Source organism: Rhizobium sp. 01L410 (assembly GCF_056400165.1).
In genome coordinates, this window is record NZ_JBFTST010000012.1 from 170,047 (window position 1) to 185,504 (window position 15,458).

Sequence of the window (15,458 nt, forward strand, 5' to 3'; positions counted from 1 at the left end):
CCTAAAGCCCTGCCGGACGCCGGAGATCCAGCGTCAGAGGGAATTCTTGCGAACCCGTTTCGGCACGCGGAATGAAGCCGCCTGCGGTATGTCCCCACGGCTCGAACCGGGCGAGCCGCCGTGCTTCCGCTTCGTTGCCGTTGACTGGGAAGGTGTCATAGTTGCGGCCGCCCGGATGGGCAACATGGTAGATACAGCCGCCGATCGAACGCTTCGACCATGTATCATAAATGTCGAAGGTCAGCGGCGTGTTGACCGGCAATACCGGATGCAGGCCCGACGACGGCTGCCAGGCCTTGTAGCGGACGCCGGCGACGGAAACACCCGACGTGCCGGTTGGCGTCAGCGGCAGGGTGCGGCCGTTGCAGGTCACGGCGTAGCGTGCGCTGTTGCTGGTTTCGAGACGAACCTGCAGACGCTCGACCGAGCTGTCGACATAGCGGACCGTGCCGCCGATCGCGCCTTCTTCACCCATCACATGCCAGGGCTCCAGCGCCTGGCGGACTTCGAGCTTCGAGCCTTCGTATTCCACCTCGCCGCAGAAGGGGAAGCGGAACTCGAGCAGCGCCTTGAACCATTCCGGGCTGAGATCGAAGCCGTTTTCTCGGAGATCCGCTAGCACGTCCATGAAGTCGGCCCAGACGAAATGCGGCAGCATGAAACGATCGTGCAGCGAGGTGCCCCAGCGTACGAAGCTGCCATCGGCCGGGTTCTTCCAGAAGCGGGCGATCAGGGCGCGGACCAGCAGCTGCTGGGCAAGCGACATGCGGGCGTTCGGCGGCATCTCGAAACCGCGGAACTCGACGAGGCCGAGCCGCCCCGTCGGGCCGTCGGGCGAAAACATCTTGTCGATGCAGATTTCGGCACGATGGGTGTTGCCGGTCACGTCGATCAGCAGGTTGCGGAAGAGGCGATCGACCAGCCATGGGAGCGGTGTAACGCCGTGGCCCGGCATCGGCACCTGTGCCATGGCGATTTCAAGTTCGTAGAGGCTGTCGTGGCGGGCCTCGTCGATGCGCGGCGCCTGGCTGGTCGGGCCGATGAACATGCCGGAGAAGAGGTAGGACAGCGAGGGATGCCGCTGCCAGTGCAGGACCAGGCTTTTCAGCAGATCGGGACGTCGCAGGAACGGGCTGTCGCCAGGGTTGGCGCCGCCGACCACGACATGGTTGCCGCCGCCGGTGCCGGTGTGGCGGCCGTCGATCATGAACTTGTCGGCGCCAAGTCTTGTGGTGCGCGCTTCCTCGTAGACCGCGGTGGTGATGTCGACGCAATCCTGCCAGTTCGCGGCCGGATGAATGTTGACCTCGATGACGCCGGGGTCGGGGGCGACGCGGATGACGTTGATGCGTTCGTCCTGCGGCGGCGAGTAACCCTCGATATGAACAGGCAGGTTCAGGTCGCGGGCGGCATTTTCCGCCGCGGCGATCAGTTCGAGATAATCCTCGATGCGCTCGACCGGCGGCATGAAGACGCAAAGCCTGCCGTCGCGCGGTTCGACCGACATGGCGGTGCGCACTGCGCCGCCGATCTCGCCGATCGTCTGCTCGACGCGTGCCTGGCTGCTGTCATCCGTCTGGCGCGAGGCTTCCGGCATTGCCCGGCCGGCGGGCACCACGACATCCGCCAGCGGCTGGCGCGGAATCGAGGGGTCGGCGGTGTGGATATAGGGATAGCGTGAGGGCGGAACGTAAGGCAGGGTGCCAAGCGGCAGGCGGTAGCCGACCGGGCTGTCACCCGGAACGAGGAAGATCTTGCCGCGGCGCGTGCGCCATTTTTCGCTGACCCAGCGCTGGCCCGATGCCTTGGAATTCCAGGCCTGAACCGGGAGGATATAGCCGGTCGCGACCGTCAGGCCGCGCTCGAAGACGCGGGCGATGCGGTTGCGTTCTTCGGGATCCTTGAGCTTGGAATTGGACGGATCGACATTTTCGGGGAGGCTGCCCTCCTTGACGATCCATTCGGCCGGGTCCTCATAAGCGGGCAGAACCATCTCCGGTTCGATCGCCAGCTCCCGCGCGATCGCCGTCAGAAGCTTTCCGGCGTCGTCGGCGGTGACGCCGGCATCCGTACCTTCGGTTGCGATGAGATCGGGATTTTGCCAGATCGGCAGGCCGTCCTTGCGCCAGTAGAGCGAGAAGGTCCAGCGCGGCAGGCTTTCGCCCGGATACCACTTGCCCTGGCCGTAATGCAGGAAGCCGCCGGGGGCGAAGCGCTCGCGGAGCTTGCGGATCAGCACATCGGCCTTTTCGCGCTTGGTCGGACCGACGGCGTCGGTGTTCCATTCGGCGGATTCGAAATCGTCGATGGAGACGAAGGTCGGCTCGCCGCCCATGGTCAAGCGGACGTCCTGCGCCTGAAGGACGCTGTCGATTGTCTCGCCGAGCGCGTTCAGTTCGTCCCAGCTTTCATCGGAGAAGGGCTTGGTGATGCGCGGGTGCTCGGCAACGCGGGACACCCTCATGTCGAAGCCGAATTCGGTGTTGGCCTCGCCGAAATAGCCGCCGGAGATCGGCGCGGCATTGCGGAAATGCGGCGTTGCGGCCAGTGGGATATGGCTCTCGCCGGTCAGCAATCCCGAGGTCGGGTCGAGGCCCACCCAGCCGGCGCCCGGAAGATAGACCTCTGCCCAGGCATGAAGATCGGTGAAATCGACTTCGGTTCCGGATGGCCCATCCAGCGCTTTCAGATCAGGCGCCAGCTGGATCAGATAGCCGGAGACGAAGCGGGCGGCGAGGCCGAGATGGCGCAGGATCTGGACGAGCAGCCAGCTGGTGTCGCGGCAGGAGCCAAGCGCGCTTCCAAGCGTTTCCTCCGGCGTCTGCACCCCGGTTTCCATACGAATGACATAGCCGATCTGCTGCTGCAGGCGGGCATTGAGGCCAACGACCATATCGACGGTCGGCTGGCCGGGCGTATAGTCGAGTGTCTCCAGAAAGGCCTTTAGCCGCTGCCCGGGCTCTTCCGGCTTCATGTAGATCGAGAGATCTTCGCTCAGCGTTTCGGGATAGTCGAAGGGCCACTTGGTCGCTTCCTCTTCGACGAAGAAGTCGAAGGGGTTGTAGACTGTCATGTCGGCGACGAGATCGACTTCGATCTTGAACTCGGTGACTGGGTCCGGAAAGACGTAGCGGGCGAGATAGTTGCCGTATGGGTCCTGTTGCAGGTTCACGAAATGGTTCGACGGCGTGACCTTCAGCGAATGACTGAGGACACGGGTCTTCGAATGCGAGGCCGGTTTGAGGCGGATGACCTGCGGCCCCAGGCGGACCGGCTTGTCATATTTATAATGCGTCAAATGATAGATGCTGGCCTTGATCGACATATTTCGCCTTATCCGGCGCCGCGTCGTTGCACGGCTTTGCTGTTCCCAAGGGGATAGTGTGCAATGCAGCGAAAGAATGCAAGGCGCAAAGGTTAACGGCTGAAAGGCTTTACGACAGTTTTGCGAAAGCGACCGAAGCCTTGAGGCCCTTTCCATCAGGGCCGTTGGCGAGCGTCAGGCTGGCGTTGAAGAGATTGGCGATCTCCTCAACGATCGGCAGGCCGAGGCCAGCGCCCGGCGCGCCCGATTCGTTGCCGCGCGAAAAGCGCTGGCGCACGGCATCCAGCTTCTCCGCCGGAATGCCGGGGCCGTTGTCTTCGACTTCGAGCGTGACGGTCTCGCCGCCCCGGGAAACGCGGACGGTGACTTCAGCGCCCTTGCCGGAATAGGCGATGGCATTGCCGGCGAGGTTGCGCAAGAGTTCGCCGATCAGCAGCGGTTCTGCCCGGATCACCGCGGCGCCGTCACCCTCGAAGCCAAGGTCGATACCGGCTTCGGCGGCGGTCGGGATCAGCTCGCCGGTGATTTCCTGAGCGAGTGCGGTGAGATCGAGGGCGGTCGCGGTCAGCGCTTCCTTGGCTGTCGCGGCATCGATCTTTGCCATCAGCAGCAACTGGGCGAGGATGCGCTCGGCATGAGCGACGGCCTGATCACCCTTGAGGGCCGATCGATGCGCCTCGTCAAGCGTTGCGGCGCGCACCGAGAGCGCAAGCTGCGTGCGGATGATCGCCAGCGGCGTGCGAAGCTGGTGACTGGCATTGCCGGTGAAATTGCGCAGGGCTTCGAGCGCAGATTGCAGGCGGACCATGAAGCTGTTGACGGTATCGACCAGCGGCTCGACTTCGCTCGGTACTAGTTGCTCGATCGGGTGCAAGTCGTCGGGGCTGCGCTCGCCGATCGCATCGCGGAGCTTGTAGAGCGGACGGAGCGCCACAGTAACCGAAATCCAGACGATGACGGCGGCGCCCGCGATCATGAAGAGAAGCCGCAGCGCCGAGCGGAACAGGATGGCGCGGGCAAGCTGGCGGCGGGCGATGGTGGTTTCGGCAACCGTCACCGAGAAGGGAACGGAGCGGATGCCGGTGGAGGCCGACCGCCTCAAGGTGGCGACGCGGATCGGCTCGCCGCGGAACGTATCGTCGGCAAAGCCCGCGACCTCGCCTTGCGTATCGGCGAGTGCGGGCAAGGCTTGATAGCCGGTGATGAATTCTCCGGGCGGTCCGTCGACACGGTAGAAGACGCGGTCCTGGGCGGCCGAGGTCAGCATCTCCAGTGCGACATAGGGGATATCGACCTCAAGCGTACCGTCTTCGGCGACGACGACGCGTTCGGCGATCGCCAGTGCGGAGCCGGCCAGCACGCGATCCGAGACGATGTTGGATGTCTGGATCGCCTCACGATAGGTATCGGCGAGCGCCAGCGTGCCGATGATGGCAGTCGAGATCAGCAGCCAGAAGAGCAGCCTGCGGCGCAGCGAATAGGCGGCCCTCATGCAGCCTCGGTCAATTTGTCGAGATAATAGCCGATGCCGCGGGCGGTCTTCACCGTCAGGCCGTAAGGCGCGAGCCGCTTGCGCAGACGGCTGACATATTGCTCGATGGCATTGGCCGAGATGTCGTCGTCGAAGGCGGTCAGCGACTGGATGATCGCTTCCTTGGCAACCACCTTGCCGGCGCGCATGAAGAGGATTTCGAGCAGGCCGAGTTCGCGGGCGGGGATATCGATCTGGATGCCGGCTGCGGAAAACGTGCGGGAATTGAGATCGAAGGAAACAGGACCGTACATGACGGTTGCCGAATGCAGCCCTGCTTGACGGCGCAGGAGGACGCGGACGCGGGCCTCGAATTCGGCGATGTCGAAGGGCTTGATGAGGTAGTCGTCAGCGCCGAGATCGAGTCCGCGGACCCGCTCTTCCGGCGTGCCGCGGGCCGTCAGGATCAGCACCGCAGCCTTGCTCTGGCGGGCGCGCATGTTGCGCAGCACCTCAAGGCCATCCATTTCAGGCAGGTTCAGATCGAGAATCACAAGATCGAAATTCTCGGCGGCGATCACGGCGTTTGCCGAGGCGCCGTCATGAACGACATCGACCGCATGGCCCGTCCCGCGCAAGATCGCAGACAGGCCATCGGCAAGCGCGACATTGTCTTCGGTCAGCAGGATGCGCACGGATGTTTCCTTGTTGGAAAACAAGATTACAGGGCGGGTGCGCCGCTGTCATCATCGGCCGTGCTCATTCTCACGCTGTACGTGCAGCCTCCTGCTCCTTGCGGGCAGCGTCCAGCAGCCGGTGAAACCGCGGGTCCGAGCGGATGTTGTCGAGGTCGGAATCGTTCTCGAACCACATGATGTGATAGACCGAACTGCGCGGCAGCAGCTTTTCCAGCAGCGCGAGTGCCTCGTCGGTATCGCCAAGGACGGAATAGACGCAAGCGAGATTGTATTGCGCGACGATATCGTTCGGATCGATGGCAATCGCGCGCGCTGCCCAGTTGCGTGCGCGAGCCCTGTCGCCGAGATGGGCGAGCGCGAGCGCACCGCGATGCGACGGGCCGGAATTTTCCGGATTGAGGCTGACGGCGCGTTCGGCCCGGAGAATGCCGAGCTTCGCCCAGTTCTCAGTATCGGCCGGACGCCCCATCGACCGGTAGACGCTCATCAGGTGGATCGGCGATACGTAGTCGTCGGTCCGGATATGGGCGGCGCGGGTGAAATAATGCGCGGCATTGGCATAGTCGCCGTGCATGAAGAAGAAGCGGGCATAGTGGAAGTTCGCCTCATAGAGGTTCGGATCCAGGCTCAAGGCTCGCTCGAAAGCTTCGATTGCCTGTTCCCGCTGACCGTTCTGGTGCAGCGCAAGGCCGCGTGAGGCATGGGCTTCGGCAAGGTCAGGGTTGAGCTCGAGTGCCCGGGCGCTCGCCGTCAGGATCTGCTGCACCGAGACCTTCCCCGGATCCCAATCGCGGATCGCCGCATCGCAATCGGCAATGCCGGCATAGGCCCGGCCATAGTCCGGGTCGAGCTCGACAGCCTTTTCGAACATGCGGCGGGCAAGCAGCAGGTATGATTTCGTCCAGGTGTGGGAGAGCTGCCGGCCGCGCAGGTAATAGGTATAGGCCTCCACATTGGCGGTTGGCTCTTCGGCGATCGCCTTCTTTTCTTCAGGCAGCAGCCGGATCTTCAGCTGGCCGACGATCGAATTGGCGATCTCGTCCTGGATGGCGAAGATATCGGTCAGATTGCGATCATAACGGTCGGCCCAGAGGTGGTCGCCGTTGCTGGTGTCGATAAGGTGGCTGGAGATGCGCACGCGGTTGCCTGCCATCCGCACGCTTCCCTCCAGCACGTAGCGGACGCCGAGCTCCTGAGCGAGCTGCTTGATGCGGACCGACGTCCCCTTGTAGGTGAAGACGGTGTGGCGCGACACGACATGCAGGCTCGATACCTTCGAGAGGTCGGTGATGATGTCCTCGGTAATGCCGTCGGAGAAATAGTCCTGATCGGCATCTCCGCTCATGTTGGTGAAGGGCAGAACGGCGATAAAGCAGGTGTTGCGGCGCTGGGTTGCCGCACGGCTGCTGCCGGCACCCTTGTTGATATCGATGGTGTAGACCTGCACCGGCTGCTTGATGTTCTTCAGTGCATGCTCGCCCTGCAGGTCGAAGCCGACATTAAGGCGCGTGCCGACCTGGTCGCGGACGGAGCTCGACACGCAGATGCCACCTGGCTGCGCAAGCTTTTCCAGCCTGGCCGCGACGTTGACACCATCGCCGAAGACATCGCCGTCCTGGAGAACGACGTCGCCAAGGTTGATGCCGATGCGGAACTCAATGCGCTGTTCCTTCGGCACGCCCTCATTGCGGGCCGCCATGTTTCGCTGGATCTCGACGGCGCAGGCAACGGCATTCACAACGCTCTGGAACTCGACAAGCATTCCGTCGCCTGTCAGCTTGAAAGTCCGGCCCTTGTAGTCGGAGATCCTGACATCGATCAGTTCACAGCGGTGACGATTGAGCGCCTGAAGAGTTCCGGATTCATCGACCCCCATCAGACGGCTGTAGCCCACGACGTCGGCAGCGAGAATTGCGCTCAGCCGTCGTTCCAATATCCCCTCCATGAAAACGGTCTAATTTAGCTTAACTTCTTTTATAGTTTTTGTCGCGGTAGGCAGGCAATTTTGCTTGAGCTGCGGCGAGGCTCACGCTTGCTCCTCCTTTCGACGCATGCAATCCTTTGCGGATGAGGAGACTTTTCATACTTTTACTGATGCTCTGTCCGGGCTTTGCCTATGGCAACCAGACCTTCTACCCGTCGAAATCCGGCAAGGCAGATGCGCGGGTGCTGACCGTCTATTCGTCACTCGACGAGCCTTTGGCCAAGCCGATGATCACAGGCTTCCAGGATGCCAATCCCGATGTGGCGATCCGCTATGAGGACATGCTGACGGGGGAGATCTACGATCGAATCGTGCGGGAGACCGATGCCGGCAAGAAGACTGCCGACTTTGCCTTCTCGTCCGCCATGGACCTGCAGGTAAAGCTGTCGAACGATGGCTATGCGCAGGTGAGCAACCTGCCGATGAGCGGGCAGTGGCCGAAATGGGCGAACTGGCGTAACACCGCCTATGCGCTGACCTTCGAGCCCGCCGTCTTCGTCTATCACAAGCCGAGTTTCGTACATGAGCCGGTGCCATCCTCGCGGGCCGAGTTCGTCGATTACCTGAAGCGCAAGGGAAATAGCGTCTATGGCCGGATCGGTACCTATGACATCGAGCGCTCCGGCGTCGGCTTCCTGTTCATGGCGCGCGATCAGGAGCAGTTCGGCGATATATGGTCGGTGATCGGGGCGATGGGCGCGGCGGGGGTCAAGCTCTATTCCACAAGCTCGGCTATCCTGGAGCGTGTCGCTGACGGCCGCTTCGTGCTCGGGTACAATATCCTCGGCTCCTACGCCGCCGATTGGGCGGCACGGCATCCCGATGTCGGCATCGTGCTGCCGAAGGACTATACGGTCGTCATGTCGCGCATCGGTCTTGTGCCGCAGGCCGCTGCCGATCCGGAACTTGGGCGGCAATATCTGTCCTTCTTCATGTCGAAGCAGGGGCAGACGATCATGGCGCGCGAACTGCAAATCCCGGCCGTCAGTCCAGAAGTTGCCGGCGACAATACCGCCAATACGATGCAGGAACTGCTTGGCGCCCAGCTGAAGCCGGTTCCTGTCAGTCCGGGATTGATGGTCTATCTCGATCAGGTGAAGCGGGCGCGGCTGATTGCGCATTGGAACGAGGTTCTGCGCCGGCAGTGAAGAATAGGGCGACCTTGGCGCGCAGCTCTTCGTTCTGTTCGGCGGCACCGTCATAGTCGAAGTGACCGGCATCGAGAACGAAGATCTCCTTGGATCCCGCCAAGGCATTGGCAACCGAGAACTGGCAGGGTGGCGCGACGGCGGGATCGAAACGCGCTGCGGCGACAAGCATCGGCACCTTGATGCGTGTTGCAGCCGTTGCCGCATCGAAGAAGCGCAGCGTTTCAAGCACACTGCCGTGCTTGCGCTGATATTGCTGCACGGAATCAGCGCTGCCAACCGTCGGCAACCGCAGCCAGAGCGGGCGATTCCCGAAGGTCGGAACGGCGAGAAAGCCGCGGTCGATCCGAGTGTCGAACGGGATCGCCAGGGCACCCAGCCCGCCGCCGAAACTGACACCCGAATAGCCGATGCGGCCTTCCAGCCAAGGATAGAGTTCGATAAGGGCCGAGACGGCCAGCCAGATATCCTCGACGCAGCCGCCGATCACATAGCTGTCGCGGCTGTCGATGCCATGAAGCACATGGCCGCTGGCCTCTGAAGGGATCGGCGGGTGAACGCTTCGCGACATGCCGCGGGCGCAGAAGAACAGGACGGCGGTCTCTTCCACAGGCACGTCGAATTCCGGCTGATCGCGTCCGCCGTAGCCATGGCTAACCACCAGGCCGCGCTTGATTGCACTTCGCTTCGGCAGCAGCAGCCAGCCGCCGATCGCGACTCCGTCCGTCGATGCATAGGAGATATCGAGGACATTCCAGTCCGCATGCTGCAGCTCGCTGCGGGAGAGCGAGGGTTTGGGATCGGCGTTGATCGCCTTTGCGTATCGCGCATTCCAGAACGCATCGAAACCATCCGGCGCTGCCGGCGGACGGATCGATTCCAGCGCCGGCAAAGTGGCGCCATAGGTTGGGTCGAAATGAAACGGGTGGGCGCGCGGGATGGTCATGCGACATTCTTTTCCCGAAAGCGGCGGCGGCGCAAGCGTGGTTTCGTTGTGGCAGCGAGGCTTCTTTCCGTTGCCTCGACACTACTTGAGAATATTCGAAATATGAAATGTTGATGCTGTTTCTGCAGAAGAAAATTTTACTCATGAAGTAAGAAAAACTTAGTTCATCTGAAATCATCCGAAAATGCTGTTCTTTACATCTCTTTTTACAAATTTCGTTGTTTTCATTGTTAAATTTTCTAGTCGGCATTTAGCGAAAATTAATCGAAAACCGGTGGTTATTCTCACTATGAAACGACAGGCGCGGCGTCGTCCCGAACGGCCGTGCGGGCGGCATGATGCTGCAAGCCAATTCTCACCACACTGCCAGGAGCCATGCATCGCGGATGCCCGGTTTCCCTTTTCAGAGGTTCTTTTCATGAAGCGTCCCAACGTCAAAGCATCGATGATCGGCATATTCTCGCTGATCGCCATCCTGTTTGCCCTGACGGGCTATATTTCGCTGCGCAGCCTGAGCACGTTCAACGAGAACGCCGACGATTTTGCGACCAGCTATCTGCCCGGCGTGTCCAAGGCAAACGACATCCAGCTCGCACGTTACTCGCTGCGTGGTTCATATGGCGATTACGTCATGGGCCGTACGGAAGGTGGTGCCGATGGCTTCGTGAAGAAGATCAAGACCAAGCAGGCGGCTCTCCTGAAGGCCGTCGCCGACTTCAAGGATCAGGTCAATACCGACGCCGAGCGTGAGGCCTTCACCTCGATCGACGATACGTCCTCGAAATATGTTGCGGCTGGCGACAACCTGATCGCTCTCGTTAAGGCCGGCGAAAAGCAGAAGGCAATCGATGCCTTCGACAAGGATCTCGGCCCGATCGCCGACGAACTGGCGGCAAGCGTCGACAAGGTGGTGAAGTCCAATCAGGCCTTGGCCGCCAGCGCCGCTGCCGAAAACCGTTCGGAGTTCAGCCGCACGCTTCTGCTGCTCAGCGTCATTCTCGGCGTCAGCGCGCTGCTAGTCTGCGGCGCGGCCTATTTCGGCATTGCCGGTATCGCCAACGCCATCGGCCGTATCACCGGCGCGATGCGTTCGCTTGCCAATGGCGACACGCATCTGACGATTGCTGATGCCCATCGCGGCGATGAGATCGGCGAGATGGCAAAGGCCGTCGAGATTTTCCGTCAGGCGGCGATCGAGAACATCAAGCTGCAGAGCGATGCGGAAGCAAGCCGCGTGCAGGCCGAGGCTGACCGCGCCCGCCTGACCCGCGAAGCCGAAGCCGCCGCACAGACACGCCTGGTCGAGGCGACTGCCGGTCTGGCTTCCGGGCTCAAGCGGCTGGCCGCCGGCGATCTGAGCTTCCAGCTCAACGACGCCTTCGCGCCTGATTTCGAGCCGCTACGTCAGGATCTGAACGATGCCGTCATGCAGCTCGGCAACACGATGAAGTCCATCGCCTCGTCTGCCGGTGCGATCGACACCGGCACCCGGGAAATCGGCAGCGGTGCCGACGATCTGTCGAAGCGCACCGAACAGCAGGCCGCCTCGCTCGAAGAAACCGCTGCGGCACTCGACGAAATCACGGTCAATGTCTCGAACTCCTCCAAGCGCGCAGATGAGGCTCGCCAGGTCGCTATCCAGGCGAACGAGAGTGCGGCACGATCCGGCCAGGTGGTTTCCAACGCCGTCAACGCCATGCAGAAGATCGAGCAGTCTTCCAACCAGATCTCCAGCATTATCGGCGTCATCGACGAGATTGCCTTCCAGACCAACCTTCTGGCTCTGAATGCCGGTGTCGAGGCGGCGCGTGCCGGTGAAGCCGGCAAGGGTTTTGCGGTCGTTGCACAGGAAGTGCGCGAGCTCGCCCAGCGCTCGGCCGAAGCTGCCAAGCAGATCAAGGACCTGATTCGCAATTCTTCGGTCGAAGTGCAGGGCGGAGTTCAGCTGGTTCGCGAAACCGGCGATGCGTTGAAGACGATCGAGAACCTGATCGTCTCGATCAACCAGCACATGGATGCGATCGCGACGTCCTCGCGTGAGCAGTCCACCGGACTGAGCGAAGTCAACAGTGCCGTCAACCAGATGGACCAGGTGACCCAGCAGAACGCCGCGATGGTCGAGGAAACCAATGCGGCCAGCGCGACACTCGCCACCGAAGCCGTCCGCCTTCGCGACCTGATCGCCAATTTCAAGCTGTCGGGCGAAAGCCATCATGCCTCGTCTTCGGACGTGGAAGCCTTGCGCCGCACCGCTTCCGCGATGGCTCGTAGTGCTCCCCGGGCACCGGCGCCTGTCTATCGCAGCCACGGCAACGCCGCCGTGCAGCAGGAGTGGTCTGAATTTTAAGTCGCAAAGGCAGATTTTCAGCACAGGATGACCTTACGGCCGGTCCGCGTAAATGCGGGCCGGCCGCTTTCGTTTCCGGCGATGCCGAGCGAAATTGCGGCAAAAAAGTGTCATCAGCCTCTGGATGTGTGGCCGGTGTCAGCTAAATGACAGCTTCTTGTGGTGCGTTCGGACACTTCTTCTCCGTGGAGGCGGAGGAAGTTTCGGGAGGACTTGCCGTTCACGCGCGATCGATCGCTCGTTCGCCAGTGGCGTGTTCCCCGATCCCTGACAGCAATGACGCGGCATCTATCCGCGCTCAAGGAGGACACGTCTTGAAACATACATTTATTGCCACTCTCTTCGCAGCCGCCATCGCGCTGCCGGCCGCTGCGGCCGATTACACCATCATCGCTCCGGCAGCACCGGGCGGCGGCTGGGACCAGACGGCCCGTTCGCTGCAGACCGTGCTGCAGCAGGAAGGCATTTCCGGCAACGTTCAGGTGCAGAACGTTCCGGGCGCTGGCGGCGCCATCGGCCTCGCGCAGTTCGCCAATCAGAGCGCCGGTAACCCGAACGCCCTGATCGTCGGCGGCTATGTCATGGTCGGCGCGCTACTGACCAACAAGTCTGCCGTGACCCTCAAGGACGTTACGCCGATCGCCCGTCTGACCGGCGAATACGAAGCCGTCGTCGTTCCTGCAGCTTCCGACATCAAGACGCTTGCTGATCTCGTCACCAAGCTGAAGGCCGATCCCGGCGCTGTGTCCTGGGGCGGTGGTTCTGCCGGTGGTACCGACCACATCACGGCTGGCCTGATCGCCAAGGCATCAGGCGTCGATCCGACTAAGGTCAACTACGTTGCCTTCTCGGGTGGCGGCGAAGCGCTTGCTGCTATTCTCGGTGGCCAGGTCACCGCCGGTATTTCCAGCTACAGCGAATTCGAATCGCAGGTTAAGGCTGGCACGCTGCGCCTGCTCGCGGTTTCGAGCGATGCCCGCCTCGACGGCATCGATGCACCGACGCTGAAGGAAGCCGGTACCGATGTGACCATTCAGAACTGGCGCATGGTTGCCGCGGCTCCTGGTCTGACGGACGAAGAAGTCAAGGCGATCTCGGCTGACGTCGAAAAGCTGCACAAGTCTGCTGCCTGGCAGGAAGTGCTGAAGACCAAGGGTTGGGCAGACACCTACCTCTCGGGCGATGACTTCAAGGCTCAGCTCGACAAGGACGTCGCTTCGACCGAAAGCATCCTCAAAGATATCGGACTGGTAAAATGATTGAGGGCAACACCCCCTCGGCAACGAAGCGCCGCCCTGATTGGGCGGCGCTGGCTATTGCCGTCTTTCTTTTCGCCATTGCAGGTATCATGTTCTGGGATGCCTCGCATCTCAGCGCCATCGCGCAGTATGATCGTATCGGTCCGTCGACCGTGCCGGAATTCGTCGCCTTCGGCCTGGCGGCTCTCGGTCTCTGGACCGTTGCCGAAGCCTGGCGCGGTGAATTTCCCGAGCGCGAAAAGCAGGAAGTACCACCCGTGCTCTGGGTGATTGCCGGCCTTGCCTGTCAGATGATCTTTCTGCGCATCGCAGGGTTCTCGATCGCGACAGGCCTGCTCTTCGCCCTGACCGCGCGCGGTTTCGGCAAGCGCCAGCTGTGGATATCGATCCCGGTCGGCATCGTCCTGAGTTTCATCGTATGGGTGATCTTCGCCAAGCTGCTGCAGCTGACGCTGCCTGCCGGCTGGCTTGAACATCTGTTCTTCTAAGGTGCAGCCCCCATGAGCACTTTCGAATTCCTTCTGCAGGGCCTGGCTGTCGCATTTCAGCCGATGAACCTGCTCTTCGCCTTTATCGGCGTCATGCTCGGCACCGCCGTCGGCGTCCTCCCGGGCATCGGCCCGGCGCTGACCGTCGCGTTGCTGCTTCCCGCCACCTACAAGCTCGATCCGGGCGGCTCGCTGATCATGTTTGCCGGCATCTATTACGGCGGCATGTATGGCGGCTCGACGACCTCGATCCTTCTCAACACGCCGGGCGAAAGCTCGTCGATCGTCACCGCGCTCGAGGGCAACAAGATGGCCCGCGCCGGACGCGGCGGTCCGGCACTTGCCACAGCTGCCATCGGCTCCTTCGTCGCCGGCCTGATCGCCACGCTCGGCCTCGCCTTCATCGCGCCCTACATCGTCAAGCTGGCGCTGGTCTTCGGTCCGCGGGAATATTTCGCGCTGATGATCCTCGCCTTCGTCACCGTTTCCTCGGCTTTCGGTGATTCCGCGCTGCGCGGTCTGACATCGCTGTTTATCGGCTTTGCGCTCGCCATGGTCGGCATCGACCAGCAGACCGGCCAGGCGCGTCTCTCCTTCGGCATCCCGGATCTTCTCGACGGCATCGAAGTGACGACGCTTGCTGTCGCCATGTTTGCCATCGGCGAAACGCTCTATATCGCCGCTCAGGGTGACAAGGTGGCCGACAAGGTCGAGGCCGTGAAGGGCTCGCTCTGGATGACGGCTGAAGATTGGAGCCGTTCCTGGAAGGCCTGGCTACGCGGAACCGTGATCGGCTTCCCGATCGGCGCGATGCCGGCCGGCGGCGCTGAAATCGGCACCTTCCTGTCCTACGCGACCGAAAAGCGCCTTTCCAAGAACCCGGAAGAGTTCGGAAAGGGCGCCATCGAGGGCGTTGCCGGTCCTGAGGCCGCCAATAACGCTTCGGCTGCCGGTACGCTGGTGCCGCTGCTGACGCTCGGCCTGCCGACGTCTGCGACCGCCGCGATCATGCTCGCCGGTTTCCAGCAGTATGGTCTGCAGCCGGGTCCGCTGCTGTTTGCCACCAATCCGCAGCTCGTCTGGGGCCTGATCGCCAGCCTGTTGCTCGCCAATGCCATGCTGCTGGTTCTCAACCTGCCGCTAATCGGTCTCTGGGTGCGTCTGCTGACGATCCCGAAGCCGTGGCTCTATGCGGGCATCCTGCTGTTTGCGACGCTCGGTACGATCGGCGCCAACCCGTCGGTGTTCGAGCTCGGCATGCTTTTGGCGTTCGGTATCCTCGGCTACGTCATGCGCCTGTTCGGCTATCCGATCGCGCCTGTCGTCGTCGGCCTGATCCTCGGGCCGCTTGCCGAGCAGCAGCTGCGCCGTGCCTTGGCAATCAGCCAGGGCGACCTGACGACCCTCGTCATGTCGCCGATCGCAGCCGGCCTGCTGCTTGTCGCTGCTGCGGCATTCATCATTCCGCTAATCCTTCGCTTGCGCGGACGGGGGCAGGTCCTTTCCCAGCTCGCCGCAAACGAAGACTAACAAAAAGACGGCATCCAACCCCTACCTGTGAGCCGGCCCGTGAAAGCGGGCCGGTTTTTCCGTTTGATGAGACAGAAATGCGGATCATTGAAGAAATTCCCGCGCTCGTTGTTTCTACAATTAATAGATGAAAAGTGTTTTGTTGGGTTAATGCAGCTTTAATCCGTCGGTGCGTATCTAGAGACAATTGTATTGGATTTGACGCGGCACGGCTTCGTCTTCCCATATTGCTCAAATCGAATACTTGCGACTTTAAATTTTC

General features: G+C 61.7%; 10 protein-coding genes. 5 read left to right on the top strand and 5 right to left on the bottom strand.

All coding sequences use genetic code 11. From position 1 onward, the window contains the following. Window position 1: 1 nt before the first annotated feature. From AC1DV9_RS23720 to AC1DV9_RS23735, 4 genes are all read right to left on the bottom strand, one after another. Window positions 2-3,325 (bottom strand): transglutaminase family protein, encoded by a 3,324-nt coding sequence (locus AC1DV9_RS23720; protein WP_477950260.1) that lies wholly within the window; start codon window positions 3,323-3,325, stop codon window positions 2-4. Window positions 3,326-3,434: 109 nt separating this feature from the next. Beyond that, window positions 3,435-4,817, bottom strand: coding sequence for a sensor histidine kinase (locus AC1DV9_RS23725; protein WP_477950261.1), 1,383 nt, complete (start codon window positions 4,815-4,817; stop codon window positions 3,435-3,437). Beyond that, the gene (locus AC1DV9_RS23730; protein WP_112516896.1) at window positions 4,814-5,491 is read right to left on the bottom strand and encodes a response regulator transcription factor; all 678 of its coding nucleotides are present in this window, start codon (window positions 5,489-5,491) and stop codon (window positions 4,814-4,816) included. The genes AC1DV9_RS23725 and AC1DV9_RS23730 overlap by 4 nt, the downstream gene beginning before the upstream one ends. Before the next feature lie 70 nt (window positions 5,492-5,561). Then, window positions 5,562-7,427 carry an adenylate/guanylate cyclase domain-containing protein gene (locus AC1DV9_RS23735; RefSeq protein ID WP_112385559.1) on the bottom strand — a complete coding sequence of 622 codons (1,866 nt, stop codon included), beginning with the start codon at window positions 7,425-7,427 and terminating at the stop codon, window positions 5,562-5,564. A gap of 134 nt (window positions 7,428-7,561) precedes the next feature. On the opposite strand from AC1DV9_RS23735, the gene AC1DV9_RS23740 reads away from it, so the two are divergent. Then, window positions 7,562-8,626, top strand: a complete 1,065-nt coding sequence (locus AC1DV9_RS23740) for an ABC transporter substrate-binding protein (RefSeq protein WP_310296991.1) — start codon at window positions 7,562-7,564, stop codon at window positions 8,624-8,626. Here the strand turns inward: AC1DV9_RS23740 and AC1DV9_RS23745 are convergent. Beyond that, window positions 8,541-9,572 carry an acetylxylan esterase gene (locus AC1DV9_RS23745; RefSeq protein ID WP_477950262.1) on the bottom strand — a complete coding sequence of 344 codons (1,032 nt, stop codon included), beginning with the start codon at window positions 9,570-9,572 and terminating at the stop codon, window positions 8,541-8,543. The two genes, AC1DV9_RS23740 and AC1DV9_RS23745, sit on opposite strands and share 86 nt — an antisense overlap. 418 nt (window positions 9,573-9,990) lie before the next feature. Here AC1DV9_RS23745 and AC1DV9_RS23750 point away from each other — a divergent pair, with 418 nt between their 5' ends. From AC1DV9_RS23750 to AC1DV9_RS23765, 4 genes are all read left to right on the top strand, one after another. Next, window positions 9,991-11,919, top strand: a complete 1,929-nt coding sequence (locus AC1DV9_RS23750; protein WP_477950263.1) for a methyl-accepting chemotaxis protein — start codon at window positions 9,991-9,993, stop codon at window positions 11,917-11,919. A 314-nt stretch (window positions 11,920-12,233) separates the two neighbouring features. After that, the gene (locus tag AC1DV9_RS23755) at window positions 12,234-13,178 is read left to right on the top strand and encodes a Bug family tripartite tricarboxylate transporter substrate binding protein (RefSeq protein ID WP_310296998.1); all 945 of its coding nucleotides are present in this window, start codon (window positions 12,234-12,236) and stop codon (window positions 13,176-13,178) included. Then, window positions 13,175-13,666 carry a tripartite tricarboxylate transporter TctB family protein gene (locus AC1DV9_RS23760; protein WP_112516788.1) on the top strand — a complete coding sequence of 164 codons (492 nt, stop codon included), beginning with the start codon at window positions 13,175-13,177 and terminating at the stop codon, window positions 13,664-13,666. The genes AC1DV9_RS23755 and AC1DV9_RS23760 overlap by 4 nt, the downstream gene beginning before the upstream one ends. 12 nt (window positions 13,667-13,678) lie before the next feature. After that, window positions 13,679-15,196, top strand: a complete 1,518-nt coding sequence (locus AC1DV9_RS23765; RefSeq protein WP_112516787.1) for a tripartite tricarboxylate transporter permease — start codon at window positions 13,679-13,681, stop codon at window positions 15,194-15,196. The last annotated feature ends 262 nt before the right edge of the window (window positions 15,197-15,458 follow it).